Source organism: Mesorhizobium erdmanii (assembly GCF_013170725.1).
Taxonomy (GTDB): Bacteria; Pseudomonadota; Alphaproteobacteria; order Rhizobiales; family Rhizobiaceae; genus Mesorhizobium; species Mesorhizobium erdmanii.
Genome location: NZ_CP033361.1, coordinates 303,008 through 316,091, shown reverse-complemented (window position 1 = coordinate 316,091; position 13,084 = coordinate 303,008). Strand labels below are relative to the sequence as shown.

Genomic DNA, 13,084 nt, shown 5'->3' with positions numbered 1-13,084 from the left:
CCGGCTACAGAGCCGGCGAGCCCTCACGCATCTCGAGCAACCGGACCGGCGCAACGCGATGACAACGCAGGATCTGACCTGGCTCAATCCGCCGCCATACTACACGACAGAGGGGAATGTCGTCCGTGTGCGCACCGGCAAGGAGACCGATTTCTGGCGCGAGACCTTCTATGGTTTCTGGCGGGACAACGGCCACTTCCTGCATCGACCGGTCGAGGGCGATTTCACCGCCGAAGTCACCGTCAAGGGCGACTACAAGGTCCTCTATGACCAGGCGGGACTGATGGTCCGGCTGAGCGAGACGCACTGGATCAAGGCCGGCATCGAATACACGGATGGCCTTGCCTATTTCTCCGTCGTCGTCACCGACGACACGTCGGACTGGTCGCTGGTGGCCATTCATGCCGGTCCGAATGGCGTCAGCATCCGCCTGACCCGTCACGGCGAGGCGATCCGCGTCCAGTATCTCGATGCTGCGGACGGCCACTGGAAGCCGGTGCGTCTCGCCTATTTCCCGATCTCGAAAACGGTCGATGTCGGCATGATCTGCTGCTCGCCACAGCGCGAGGGTTTTGAGGTCACGTTCTCCGGATTTTCCATCGGTCCGCCGATTTCGCGCGACCTGCACGGTTAGAACACAGATCAACCGTACTTTTGCATCGGAAAAGACCGGCGTAGAACTGCGTTGTCAGAATCCTGGAGCGCCATGCGGTCGACCAGTCCCATCATCCTTTTCTACACGTCCTACTTTGGCAAGCCGGTGGACATCGCGGCCATCCCGGAATGCGGCTCGCCGGTCGAATGGACCAACGATCGCCGCCGCCTCTCCGAGGCCACGGCTGTGGTTTTCCACCTTCCTGATTTTCGTGAGATCGCAGACGCCCGCAAATATGGCGGCCAGGATTGGGTCGCCTGGTCGATGGAAAGCCGGCGCAACTACCCGCTTATGGCCGATCCGCGTTTCATGAGGCATTTCGACATCACCATGACCTATGAAACCGGGTCGGATGTCTGGGCCCCCTATCTTCCGCCGCACGCCTTTTGGCAGAAAGCGCGCGCCAGTCCGATCGCCCGCAAGACGGAGACTGCCTTGGCCGTGCATTTCCAGTCGTCGAAATTCGATGACAGCCGTCGGGGCGCATTGGTCGCCGAACTCTCCCATCATGTCGGCGTCGATCGTTACGGCCGGCACCAGCCCAACCGGCACGTCGAAGGTCCCGACCTTGGCCGGCAGACCAAGCTCGAGATCATCAGCCGATACCCCTTCTGCCTTGCCTTGGAAAATTCGATCGCGCCGGACTACGTCACCGAAAAAATGTTCGATCCGCTGGCCGCCGGCACGGTGCCGGTCTATCTCGGCGCACCCAATGCCGCCCGGTTCGTCCCCGAAAACAGCTACATAGACGCGGCGTCCTTCGGCAGTCCGGCCCAGCTTGCCGCCTATCTCAGGCATCTGGTCGAGACCCCGGCGGAGTATCAGGCCTATTTTGCCTGGCGGGATAGGCCTCTGCCCGAGCGCCTCGCCGACTGGATCACTCAGTCCGAGGTGGCGCCGACATGTCGCCTGGCGGCGCTGGTGCATCGGCGATTGGCAGAACGGCAGCCAGGGCTGTCGCGACGGTCCTCCTTACCGTTCGGCCCCTTGCCTTTCCTGCGCGCACGGCTGCGTCGCTGGCGCAAGGGCTAACCGCTTCGCGGACGGAACCCTGACGGCTGGTGGTCATTCGCCATCATGAGACAGGCCCAACCCGGCGCGGACCGCAGCGCGGATCGCCTGCGGGCCAAACCTCGCCCATACGGTTTCATGTGCGCGCATGCGCAGCCTTGTCCTGCGCTCGGCATCCCTGCAGAGCCCGATCGCCATGTCGGCAAGCCCTTCATCCGAAGCCGACAGCAAGACCTCGTCGTTCTCGACCAGATCGAGCCCCTCGGCCGCCAGTGGCGTCGCGATCACCGGCACGCCCCAGGCCATCGCTTCCAGGATCTTGATGCGCGTGCCCCCGCCTGTTTTGAGTGGAATGATGGTAATGTGCGCGGCCGAGAGAAGCGGCGCCAGGCTTTGCGGGTTTTCGACCAGCTGTACCCCACTCAGGCTGGCCAGTGCCCGCACCCGCTGTTTTGGGCTGCGCCCGGCCAGAACAAGCCTGGCGCCAGGCAATGCCTGCCGGATGCGCGGCAATATCGAGGCGGCAAGTCGTTCGGCTGCGTCGACATTGGGCGGGTAGCCGAGATGACCGACAAACAGGATCGTTGGAAAGCCGCTATCCGTTTGGGCCTCGGCAGGCAGCGTCTTGGGGATGTCGGCCGCATGCGGAATGCCGTTCGGCACGATGTCGATCGGCACCTTGTGCCGGGAAAGGCCGCTCAGCCTGTTGCGGTCCTGGTTCGAGCAAACCCAGACCTTGTCGACGATGCCCAACGCCTTTCTTTCAAGCCGAGCGAGGCCGGACGCAGCGAGCATTCCGGCTAGACTCGGTCGGACTCTATCGGCGTGCTGGATTTGGGCAGCCAGGGCGGACTCGACATTGTGCATGTCGAGAATGAGCTGGTTCGCCATCGGCCGCAAATGTCGCAGCAGCTTGAACAGGCCGATACCCTCGACGATGATGGTGTCCGGCTTGAAGGCTTGCACCAGGGTCCGCAGCCGCACGAATGCCGATCGCGGAATGCGCATCTCTCCGTCTATCCTGCGCCAGCCGAGCGAGGCTGTGCGCCGTTCCCCTTCGATGGTCAGCCCAACCGCATTCACGCAATCGCCGGACTGGTTTGACGCATGGACGAGCGGCCTGATCGAGGCTAGCCGGACCGGGCCGTAGCCCGCCGCCGTGTCTGCATTGCTGTAATTGCGCAGGTCCGCCCCCGAGACCGGCGGATAGGCCGGATCGTAGGACACGATCAGCGTGCGTCTTTGCTGGTCCTTGCCGGCGCTCGCCGGACGGTCAGGCTTTTCCAGCATGGCTCCGCCGCGAATGCGGAAGCGATATTGTAGGGCTTTCCAGCTTCGGCCGAGCATCTTGTGGGCGCTCACGGCGCGCATCATGCGCCCGGCGTCTCTGTATCGCTTGTGCTTGATGAGCTGCCTTGCGATGCGCTGCGCGATCCACGCTTTTCGCCACTGCAGAAGCTCCCTTGGGATCCCAAAACCGCCGAGCTTGTTCAGTTCGAGTGCGATTGACAGAAAACTGGCCCGTGGCTTCCGCACGAACCGGCGCGCCATCCTCTGCTCGCCGTAATGATAGACAAACACCGTAGCGGGTATCATCGCGACGTGGGCGCGCGTCAGCAGTGCGGCCCAGTAGCATGTGTCTTCGTCGAAACCGATGGCTTCAGGGAAGCGGATGGCGGCTGTTGCCGAAGCGACGACCAGCGCGCTGCCCATCGCGATCGGCCATAAGTCGTTGAAAAGGTAGCGCCGGACGTTCATGGCCCGGTCACTTGTGTATCCATGCGGAACCTTGAGCTTGTCCTCCCGGCCCTCTGTGCGGCGGATGCTGGCCCCGACCGAAAGGCCGGCCTCTGGATTGCGCAGCAGCGCATCGCGCAAAAGCCGCAGGCCGCCCGCCACCACCTCGTCGTCGGCGTCGAGGAAGAACAGGAACCTGCCGCTGGCACGCGCCATTCCGGCGTTGCGAGCAGCCCCGGCGCTTCCCAGGTCAACCGCCACAATCTGAAGCGGCAGCTGGTATCGTCGGGCGGCTTCGATCGAGACGGCCGAGGTCTGATCATCCGAGCGATCGTCGACCAGAATGATCTCGCCGATCAGATCCCGGTCGGACCCGAGGCTGCGCAAGGTCGCGTCGACCGTCGCGGCCGCGTTCCTGGCCGGGATGATGACGCTTATGTCCTGCCGGTCGGTGTCGGTCATGCTCATCGCGGCGCGAAGAAGCCGCGGCCTAGCAGGCGGTCATAGTGGAATTTGAACGGCGACACGGCGCGCAGCGAAAGGCTGGCGAGGCTCTCGATCGCCTGCGGATCGACGTCGAATGGCGACTGGCCCTCAACCCAGTTGTAGGAACTGCCGTCGCTTAGCACCGACGGGCTGCCGACGACATAGCCGCCAAGCGCCTTGACGTGGCCGACCCGCCGCATGCCGCAATAGAGGCTGGATGAAACCGCCGGCTCATGCGTCCTCAGATAGACGTGAAATCCTCTCGGCGATTTCGCAACCGGCGTGCCACGCGAGAGGGGCAGGTGCAGATCGGCCCAGCCTCGGTAGCCGGCAACGTCGTCGAAATCCAGGATGAGCAGATTGGCGAAGCCGCCGATGATCCCGACATTGCCGGCAAACCGCCAGAACCAGCGCTCTATGTCGTCGCCGGTCGGTGGTTTCTGCGCCAATTGAAAGGCGATCGATCGGAACGCTAGTTCCTTCATGTCCTTGCGACGGCTCTGCAGGTGCAGGGGATGATACTCCATCGTCTGAAGATCGAGATGCTTGCCCCCGGCCCGCAACGGCACGCAGATGTAACCCTTGCCCAGGAGCTGGATCGCATGGTCCGTTTCAATGACAGGCTGCATCCCCGAATGTTCCGCAGGTCGCAAGACGCGATGTTAATCTTCGTTAGCCTCACAGGGTTCCGTCAAGCTCGGCTTGTGAGATTGGGCAGGCTATTTGCAGGAATTTCATCGAATGTTGCTGTTCTTGTGCGGCCTTACCGCCTGGACCAAGCCAGCCAGCGCGCCGCCAGACGCCGGCGCAAGGAGGTGAGCCGCGTACGCCTGTAGGCGTCGCCTGCCATCTTGATGCCTTGTGCCTGCGTCGGGAACGGATGGATGACATCGGCGAGCGCATGCAATCCCATGCCCGACCTGATGGCGAGCGTCACCGCATTGATCATCTCGCCGGCATGGCTGGCGACGACCGTCGCGCCAAGGATGCGGTCGGATCCCTCCCGGACATGGATCTTGACGAACCCTTCCTCCTCGCCGTCCATCACGGCCCGGGCGACATCGTGCATCAGTACCGTATAGGTCTTGACCGGAATGCCGTCCCGGCGCGCCTCGATCGGATAGAGCCCGACATGGGCGATCTCCGGATCGGTATAGGTACACCAGGGTACGACGAGTTCACTGAGCCTTTCGCGGCCGCGAAACAGCGCATTGCGCACAACGATGCGGGCTGTCGCCTCGGCGGTATGGGTGAACTTGTATTCCAGGCACACATCGCCTGCCGCGTAGATGTGCGGATTGGTGGTTCTCAGGTGATCGTCCACCTTGATGCCGTCGGCGTCATACGCCACCCCGGCCTCTTCTAGGCCGAGACCTCCGACGTTGGGCGAACGACCGACGCCGGTGATGATCTCGTCGACGGAAATCGTCGTCGTATCGCCCTCCCGCGTCAGGTCGGCGAGCTTCTTGCCGCCCTCCCTGCGCACCGCCACCACCTCGGTATTCAGCCGCACCTCGACCCCCTCGCGCGCCAGAGCATCAGAAAGGATCTGTGCGGCGTCGCGTTCCTCGCCGGGCAGGAACATCGGATCATTCTGCGCCAGGATGACCTTCGCGCCGAGCAGGCAGAAGGCCTGCGCCGTCTCGCAGCCGAGCGGCCCACCGCCGATGACCAGCAGCCGTTCAGGGCATTGCGTAAGGTCGAACATGCTCTCATTGTCGAGATAGCCGGCCTCGGCAAGTCCCGGAATTGCCGGCGCGCTTGGATGCGCCCCCGTCGCCACCAGTGCCTTCCTGAAGTGCAGCGTCCTGCCGGCGACCTCAACCGTATCAGCTCCGCCAAAGTGCGCTTCGCCGAAATAGAGGTCGATGCCTTCCGAAGCGATGGCAACGGCTGAATCGGCGCGGCTGAGCCGCTGCCGGATCTGCCGCATCCGCATCATGGCCCGCTCGAAGTCGGCGTGAAGACGCTCGGGCACGTCGCCGCCGAAATTCTCGGCATCGCGCATGTCGGCATAGAGCCTCGCCGTGCGGATGATCGACTTCGACGGGACGCCGCCGACATTGACGCAGGCCCCCCCGATCAGTCCGCGCTCCACCAGAGCCACCTTGGCGCCAAGGCTTGCGGCGTCACGCGCCGCGGTCAACCCGGCCGGCCCGGCACCGATGACGACGAGATTGTAGCGGCCATCGGGGGTAGGGTTCATCCAGTGCGGCGGATGCGCGGCCCGCATCAGGTCGACGTCGTTGCGGTCTACAGGGAAAGCGGCGGCCTTTGTCCGTTCACGCGACATCGCGGTCCCCTGATACCACAGGCCCTGCCGGCTGCGTCAGCCAGCCACCGGTGAAGCCCGCTCTGCCGAGGCCGCGGCGGATATGCTGGTTGGAGCGCATCAACTCCCAGAGCAGGCCTGAGCGGTGGTTCTCGATCATCATCACCACGATACCCTGGTCCAGCCCGTATTGACCTTCCGACACCCAGCCGTCGCGACCGAATTTTCGCCGGTTGGCCAAGGTCGGATTGAAGCCGCTCGGCAGCCGGTAGTTGTCGATCACCTGGGGATATCGCTCCCCGAGATGGCGCAAGGCGGCCAGGCAAATGTCGGGCGCGAAAGGCAGCGACGCGGGATAGGACCATGGCGCGATGGTCCCGTCATCCGGCCCGAATGGCGCGCCGCGCGCGGCATAGCCGGAGAACCGGTGCCGCCGTCGCTCGACGCTGGCGCGGAAGCCGCCCGGCCCATCTCCCGCCGAAAGCCCCCAAAGGTTCTCGCCATAGCCGTCGAAGCCATACGGATTGTGGCGGGCATAATCGCGGTGAAGGTAGGTCGAGCGACGGCTGTTTTCGAAATAGTCAGAGTTCTTCTCGCGCATGAAGGCGTCGCGGATGCCGGCGAAGTCGATCCAGGCATGCGAAAACTGGTGCATGAACAGCGGCCCGCCATAGAGCACGTCATGGCCGTAGATGTTTTCCCACTGGTAGGTCGCCGTCCAGGCCTCGTAGCTGTCGTCGGAGGTCGGGCTGTCGGGCGAGGCCATCGACAGCACGTAGAGGATGGTCGCCTCGTTGTAGCCTTCCCAGCCATAGTGCAGGAAGCCGCTCTTCGGTTTCCAGCCTTGCCGCAAGGTGGGGCTGCTGCCTTGCGCCCAGCGCCAGTCGATGCGCCGGTAGAGCGCTTCGGCCAGTTGCCGGATTTCGGCCTCCTTCTCGCCCGCGCCGGAGAAATAGGCGCCCGCCACCAGGACGCCGGCCATCAGCAAGGCAGTGTCCACCATGGACAGTTCGCAGCGCCAGACGCGCAGCCCTGTCCGCATGTCGAGGAAATGGTAGTAGAAACCCTTGTGGCCGGTGACGTCGTCGCCACCGCCTTGCGGGCTGGCTGAGAAGAAACGCAGCGCGGCGAGTGTCAGCTCGACTGCCGCCTCCCGCGTCATCCAGCCGCGCTCGACGCCGATCGGATAGCACGACAGGGCAAAGCCGACGACGGCGATGCTGGCCGGCGAGTTCGGCCGTGACGTATCTGCGACCAGCCCGTTGTCGGGGTTCACGGTCTCCAGGAAATAGCCGAAGGCGGCGCGCTGGTAGCGGTCCAGAAGCTCCTCGTCGGACAGCGCGTCGTCAGGTTCTGTTTTAGGCAAACGGTGCAAACTCCAGCCTGATGGAAGCGACTCCCAACGGTGGAATGGTCACCTCGATTCCAAGGGTACGGTCGCGCCAGGTGACCGTTTGTTCCTGCTCCGGCATTGCCGAAGCCGAATGCAATCGCTCGACCATTGCCGGGTTCAGATACTCGGGGCTACCCATCCCGACCCATAGGGCCTTGGCGTTGGCATTTTCGGTGTCGACTCGCTGGATGCTTGCCGTGGCGGGCCGCGGCGCATTCTTGAGTTCGATATGGACCGTTTCGCTCGTGATCGGATGCCGGGGCAGGGCGAAATTGGAGATCAGCACAGTCAACACATTTCCGTGGCGGACGCACCAGCTATCGACGGTTGGGTGGTCGCCTTGCATGAACAGGATTTCGGTTCCAAGTCGGTGCAGCATTTCGAAGGCACGGTAAGCCGGTTTGGCAATGCCGTGAAGGTTCATCAGGCCGAAACCACCGTGAAAGGGTTCGGAAGGAAAATAGTTCTCCTCGAAGATATCCGAGAAGGTCCAGTAGCTGTAGCCCTGGACCAGCCCTCTCGCCTCCATAACCGTCTTGACGATGAAGGCGGCGGCGTACGGCTCGTCATGCAAGGGATCACGCGGGTTCGAAGAGGTGCACCATTCGGTGTAGTAGAGGGGGCGGTCGCCGGCCTGCTGGCGTGCTGTGCGTGCCTCCTCGCGCAGCACGCTTCTTGTGCTTTCCGAAAGCTGGGTTTCGGTGTCGTCGCCAGTTTTGCCGAAGGCATCTGTCGGATAATGATGCGTGCTGATGAAATCGGCTGGAAGGCTGTTCTGGCTGCAATAGGCGATGAATTCCTCGATCCAGGCATTGGCGGCGGTGGCCGGCCCACCGACTTTCAATTGTATGTCGACGGATTTGATCGCCTTTGCCGTAGCGGCATAGAGTTGGAAATAGTCCTCCTGCTTGCCGCTGCCAAACGCCTCGAGATTGGGTTCGTTCCAGACCTCGAAGAACCATTGACGCACCTCCTCCAGTCCGTAGCGGTCGACCCAATGACCGACGAGTTTCGAAATCAGGGTCGACCATTGGCCGGAATCCTTCGGCGCGCTGACATTGGCACGGTAGTGGAAAATGATCTGCCCATTGGATGAGAGCATGGTCGGCATGAAGCTCAGTTCGACAAAGGGCCGCATGCCGATCGACAGCAGGAAATCGAAAATTTGGTCGGCATTGAAGAACGAATAGAGCGGCTGGTTGTCCTGGTCGATGAGCGTGCCCATGTCGTCATCGAGCAGCCCATGAAAACGGACATGGCGAAAGCCGAGCTCGTCATGCGCGCGGCGCATCTGCGCCTGCCAGTCGGCGCGCAATGCCAGCGTTGCGTGGCCACTGCCGACTGTATGCTCCCAAAAGTGCGGGAAGTCCTCGCCCCGAACGCCGAGATCGCAGCGAAAGGTCACGTCCATGGAACTGTTTGAAGGGATATTCGCCGGTCGTATGCTCTGCATCGCCGACTATACGCAGGCAGGCAGCATTCGTTGCCTGCTCACGCGGATTTGTAGTTGCCATCAATAGGTGGCACGGCCGCCGGAAACGTCGAAGACGGCGGCGGTCGTGAACGAGCATTCCTCCGAAGCGATCCAGCAGATCAGTGCCGCCACTTCCTCGACCTCGCCGAAGCGCGCCATCGGTATCTTGGACAGCATGAAGTCGATGTGCTCCTGCTTCATCTGTTTGAAGATCGCGGTGCGCACGGCGGCCGGCGTCACGCAATTTACCGTCACCTTGGTCTTGGCCAGTTCCTTGCCGAGCGACTTGGTCAGGCCGATCACCGCCGCCTTCGAGGTGCTGTAGGCGGAAGCGTTGGGATTGCCTTCCTTGCCGGCGATCGAGGCGATGTTGACGATGCGGCCATAGTCGCGCTCGAGCATGTGCGGCACCAGCGCCCTGTTGCAGTAGAAGACGCCGTTGATGTTGATGTCGATGACCTTCTGCCAATCCTCGACCGAATAAGCCCAGGTCGTCATGTTCGGCCCGGTGATGGCGGCGCTGGTGACCAGGATATCGACGCCACCGAGTGCCTCGATCGTCGACCGGGCAGCGCTTTCGACGGTTGCTGCGTCGGCAACGTCCATCGTCACCCCATGCAGGCCGGGAACAACGGCTTTCGCCTGTTCGATCTGGCCCGGGTCGCGATCCCAGACGCTGACACGCCCGCCTTCCTCGACGATCCTTTGCGCAACCGCCAGGCCGATGCCCGAGGCGCCGCCCGTGATGACAGCCGACCGGCCGGCGAAGCGTCCCGCGAAGTTCATCGGCATGTGATTCTCCTCCTGGTGGCTGAAGGCGCCATTGGGGAGACTGTGGGGTGGCGGTCGGCCGAGTTCAAGCCGGCATGCGAGCCGATCGTCTGGGCCAATGCTCGTGCCCGCCTCCGAAATTCCCTCAAGCCGTCGCGCGGGCGGAACGGCACGCCGACCGCATGGATGTAGCTGTGCCAGCCGCCAAACGAAGTGACCCGGGAGGCCCCTTGATACAGGCATTGGAGACCGGCTACCGATCCACTTGATGCTGGAAAAACTGCAGGAACAATTCCCGCTCGGTGGTGATGTCGAGCTTTTCGTAGATGCGCCGGCGATGGTTCTTGACGGTGCCGACGGTGATGCCGAGGCGCTCGGCGATGTTGGCCGTCGGGTGACCGGCGAGGATCAACTGCACCAGTTCGCGCTCGCGCAGCGACAGTTCCGGCCATAGGCTCGTCGGAATGGTCGGCTCCTGTCGCGGTGAGGCACCGGGTCCGGTCGGTGCCGACGTGCGGAAGAATTCGCGTCCGCGCGCCTTGATGTCGAGCGCATGCAGCGCTTCGAACACCGGCAGCCGCTCGTCGAGAAGGGCGATTTCGCTGTCCTTGAACGAACTGGTCGAGCGATCGAGGAAGATGCCGAGGCACCAGTCGCCGCCATCGGCGAGCATGATGCCGACCTCGTCGCAGATTTCCGACTGGGCCAGGAAGCCGGCTATGTACTGGCCGCGCTTGGCCTCCTCGTCGGCAAGCCGCTTCAGCGGCATGATGCCCAGCCGGCGCTCACGCCGCCACGATGCGTAGAACGGGTCGAAGACGTAATAGCTGGCGAGATAGCGCTGCACCATCTCGTCGGAGAAGCGCCGGTGCTTGACGAATTCCGGGGTCTGCGTGGTCGAATAACGCGTTACAGTCACGAGGTCGTGGTCGATGTCGGCGCCGATCAGGTCGATCAGGCAGTCGACATGCCGGTCGGTGCCGGTGGCCGCGATCGCTTTGGCCAGCGGCGCCCAGATATTGCTCATGCGCATGTCCTCTTCTCGGCGAACCGCGCCTGCCCGTCATTGTGTCTTTAGGCATATGGCGCGATCCGGCCTTACGAATCTAGCCTGCGACCATTCTCGAAGAGGGAAGGCGACCCGTGGACCAGATTACTACCAATCCCATCGTCATCGGCATCGACGCCGGCGGCACCATGACCGACACGATCCTTGTCGATCAGGATGGCCACTTCAAGATCGGCAAGTCGGCGACGACACCCAGGAACGAGGCCGAGGGCTTCCTCGCCTCCGCCGAGGATGCCGCTGACGCCTGGGGCATCTCGCTGGAAACGCTGTTTTCGGGCGTCAACGTCGTGCTCTATTCCGGCACCGGCATGCTCAACACGCTGTTGTCGCGCACCGGCCGCCGGCTCGGCCTGATCACCACCAAGGGCCTCGAGGACATGATCCTGATGGGCCGTGGCCTGCAGGCCTGGGCCGACTATTCCTATGCCGATCGCCTGCACGCGGTGACGCATGCCCACCCGGAGCCCCTCGTTCCGCGCAGGCGCACCCACGGTGTCACCGAGCGCATCGACCAGTTCGGCGACATCATCCTGCCGCTCTACGAGCATGAGGTCGCCGCCGCCGCCAGGAAGCTGATCGCCGACAAGGTCGAGGGCATCTGCATCATGACGATCTTCTCGCACGTCAACCCCGTGCACGAGAAGCGCATTGCCGAGATCTGCCGCGACGAGATCGCCAAGGCCGGCGTCGACATCCTCGTCTACACGAGTCACGAGGTCCGCCCGGTCATCCGCGAACAGTCGCGCCTGAACTCGGTGCTGATCGAGGCTTACGCCACCTCGCGTGGCCGCAAGCAGCTCAAAGGCATCGAGGACGTCTCGAAGAAGTACGGCTTCAAATACGGCGTGCAGACGCTGCTCTCCTTCGGCGGCCTGACCTCGATCAACCATCCGCGCCTGCATGAAACCATGATCTCCGGCCCGATCGGCGGCATCCTCGGCGCGGCCTATGTCGGCAAGCTGATCGGCAACGACTCGCTGATCTGCTCGGATATGGGCGGCACCTCCTTCGACATGGGCGTCATCACGCGCGGCCAGACATGGATCGAGAACGAGCCGCTGATGGACCGCTTCAAGCTCAACGTGCCGACGCTGCATCTCGATACGATCGGCGCTGGCGCCGGCATGATCCTCAAGGTCGATCCGCTGACCAGGAAGGTCTCGCTCGGACCGGAAAGCGCCGGCTCCGATCCCGGACCGATCTGCTTTGCCAAGGGCGGCACCGAGCCGACCATCGCCGATTGCGATGCCATCCTCGGCCGCCTCAACCCGCACTATTTCCTCGGCGGCAAGGTCGTGCTGCATGTCGAGAAGGCGAGGGCCGCTTTCGAGGAGAAGTGCTCGCGCCTGCTCGGCGTCGGTGTCGAGGAAGCCGCCGAAGGCATGATCGATATGCTGGAGGCCGACGCCAACAACGCATTGCGCCGCGTCATTTCCGGCCAGGGCATCCATCCTTCGGAATTCACGCTGCTCTCCTATGGCGGCTCCGGCCCGCTGCACCTCGCCGGCTGCTCCCGGGGCATCGGCTTCAAGGATATCATCACCTTCCAGTTCGCGGCTGCTTTCTCGGCCTTCGGCTGCACCACCGCCGATTTCATGCGCCGCCATTCGGTGTCGACGCAGCACGACATCGGCGCTCGCGCGGGCGATGACGAACTGGCGGCTTTCGGCAACAAGGTCACCAATGTCTGGGACGACCTCACCAAGGCGGCGGTCGACGAGATGATCGAAGACGGCCATGCGCGCGAAAAGATCAAGACCGTGCCGTTCCTGATGATGCGCTACACCGGCCAGCTCGAGGACGTCGAGGTGATGGCGCCGCTATCGGCCATCCATTCGGCCGACGACATGCGCAGGGTTATCGATGAATTCGAGGCGGTCTATGCCAAGGTCAACCACCGCGTCTCGCGCTATGGCGAGGCCGGCTTCTCGATCACCGAGCTTGGCCTGATCGCCACCGCCGACAAGGTCAAGCCGGTGCTGCTCAAGCGCCCGCTCGGCAAATCGGATCCCGCCTCCGCCCACAAGGGCGTGCGCGAGGCCTATATCGGTGGCCGCTGGCACAAGGCCAATCTCTACGAGATGGACCTTCTTCAGCCCGGTCACGAGGTCATCGGCCCGGCCATCATCGAACATCCCGCCACCACGCTCGTCGTTCATCCGCAGGACCGTGTCCATGTCGATGAATGGACGCTGCTGCACTACACCCACGCTTGA

General features: G+C 63.2%; 10 protein-coding genes. 3 read left to right on the top strand and 7 right to left on the bottom strand.

What is annotated here, in order from left to right; genetic code table 11:
- The first annotated feature begins 58 nt into the window (after window positions 1-58).
- Together EB233_RS01445 and EB233_RS01440 are read left to right on the top strand one after the other, a co-directional pair.
- Window positions 59-634, top strand: a complete 576-nt coding sequence (locus tag EB233_RS01445) for a DUF1349 domain-containing protein (RefSeq protein WP_064990361.1) — start codon at window positions 59-61, stop codon at window positions 632-634.
- Window positions 635-706: 72 nt separating this feature from the next.
- Window positions 707-1,687, top strand: coding sequence for a glycosyltransferase family 10 fucosyltransferase (locus tag EB233_RS01440; protein WP_064990362.1), 981 nt, complete (start codon window positions 707-709; stop codon window positions 1,685-1,687).
- 33 nt (window positions 1,688-1,720) lie between these two features.
- Here EB233_RS01440 and EB233_RS01435 read toward each other — a convergent pair whose 3' ends face one another.
- The 7 genes from EB233_RS01435 to EB233_RS01405 all read right to left on the bottom strand — a co-directional run bounded on the left by EB233_RS01435 (window position 1,721) and on the right by EB233_RS01405 (window position 10,832).
- Window positions 1,721-3,865: a glycosyltransferase gene (locus tag EB233_RS01435; protein ID WP_244277709.1), complete on the bottom strand. Its 2,145-nt coding sequence runs from the start codon at window positions 3,863-3,865 to the stop codon at window positions 1,721-1,723.
- 2 nt (window positions 3,866-3,867) lie between these two features.
- Window positions 3,868-4,518: a bifunctional DNA primase/polymerase gene (locus tag EB233_RS01430; protein WP_064990364.1), complete on the bottom strand. Its 651-nt coding sequence runs from the start codon at window positions 4,516-4,518 to the stop codon at window positions 3,868-3,870.
- A gap of 134 nt (window positions 4,519-4,652) precedes the next feature.
- Window positions 4,653-6,182, bottom strand: coding sequence for a mercuric reductase (locus tag EB233_RS01425; RefSeq protein ID WP_064990365.1), 1,530 nt, complete (start codon window positions 6,180-6,182; stop codon window positions 4,653-4,655).
- Window positions 6,172-7,527 (bottom strand): glucoamylase family protein, encoded by a 1,356-nt coding sequence (locus tag EB233_RS01420; protein ID WP_064990366.1) that lies wholly within the window; start codon window positions 7,525-7,527, stop codon window positions 6,172-6,174. The genes EB233_RS01425 and EB233_RS01420 overlap by 11 nt, the downstream gene beginning before the upstream one ends.
- Window positions 7,520-8,965, bottom strand: coding sequence for a GH39 family glycosyl hydrolase (locus EB233_RS01415; RefSeq protein ID WP_064990367.1), 1,446 nt, complete (start codon window positions 8,963-8,965; stop codon window positions 7,520-7,522). Before EB233_RS01415 ends, EB233_RS01420 begins: the two co-directional genes overlap by 8 nt.
- A 102-nt stretch (window positions 8,966-9,067) precedes the next feature.
- The gene (locus EB233_RS01410) at window positions 9,068-9,820 is read right to left on the bottom strand and encodes an SDR family NAD(P)-dependent oxidoreductase (protein ID WP_027052720.1); all 753 of its coding nucleotides are present in this window, start codon (window positions 9,818-9,820) and stop codon (window positions 9,068-9,070) included.
- 232 nt (window positions 9,821-10,052) lie between these two features.
- On the bottom strand, window positions 10,053-10,832 hold the full coding sequence (locus tag EB233_RS01405; RefSeq protein WP_064990368.1) for a helix-turn-helix transcriptional regulator: 780 nt from the start codon (window positions 10,830-10,832) through the stop codon (window positions 10,053-10,055).
- A 164-nt stretch (window positions 10,833-10,996) separates the two neighbouring features.
- Here EB233_RS01405 and EB233_RS01400 point away from each other — a divergent pair, with 164 nt between their 5' ends.
- Window positions 10,997-13,084, top strand: a complete 2,088-nt coding sequence (locus EB233_RS01400) for a hydantoinase/oxoprolinase family protein (protein ID WP_244277737.1) — start codon at window positions 10,997-10,999, stop codon at window positions 13,082-13,084.

What these genes read in the sequence shown, in the direction of transcription:
- EB233_RS01430 (WP_064990364.1), bottom strand. Translation starts at nt 4,518, where the DNA reads ATGCAGCCTGTCATTGAAACGGACCATGCGATCCAGCTCCTGGGCAAG.
- EB233_RS01400 (WP_244277737.1), top strand. Translation starts at nt 10,997, where the DNA reads ATGACCGACACGATCCTTGTCGATCAGGATGGCCACTTCAAGATCGGC.
- EB233_RS01435 (WP_244277709.1), bottom strand. Translation starts at nt 3,865, where the DNA reads ATGACCGACACCGACCGGCAGGACATAAGCGTCATCATCCCGGCCAGG.
- EB233_RS01405 (WP_064990368.1), bottom strand. Translation starts at nt 10,832, where the DNA reads ATGCGCATGAGCAATATCTGGGCGCCGCTGGCCAAAGCGATCGCGGCC.
- EB233_RS01445 (WP_064990361.1), top strand. Translation starts at nt 59, where the DNA reads ATGACAACGCAGGATCTGACCTGGCTCAATCCGCCGCCATACTACACG.
- EB233_RS01425 (WP_064990365.1), bottom strand. Translation starts at nt 6,182, where the DNA reads ATGTCGCGTGAACGGACAAAGGCCGCCGCTTTCCCTGTAGACCGCAAC.
- EB233_RS01410 (WP_027052720.1), bottom strand. Translation starts at nt 9,820, where the DNA reads ATGCCGATGAACTTCGCGGGACGCTTCGCCGGCCGGTCGGCTGTCATC.
- EB233_RS01440 (WP_064990362.1), top strand. Translation starts at nt 707, where the DNA reads ATGCGGTCGACCAGTCCCATCATCCTTTTCTACACGTCCTACTTTGGC.
- EB233_RS01415 (WP_064990367.1), bottom strand. Translation starts at nt 8,965, where the DNA reads ATGGACGTGACCTTTCGCTGCGATCTCGGCGTTCGGGGCGAGGACTTC.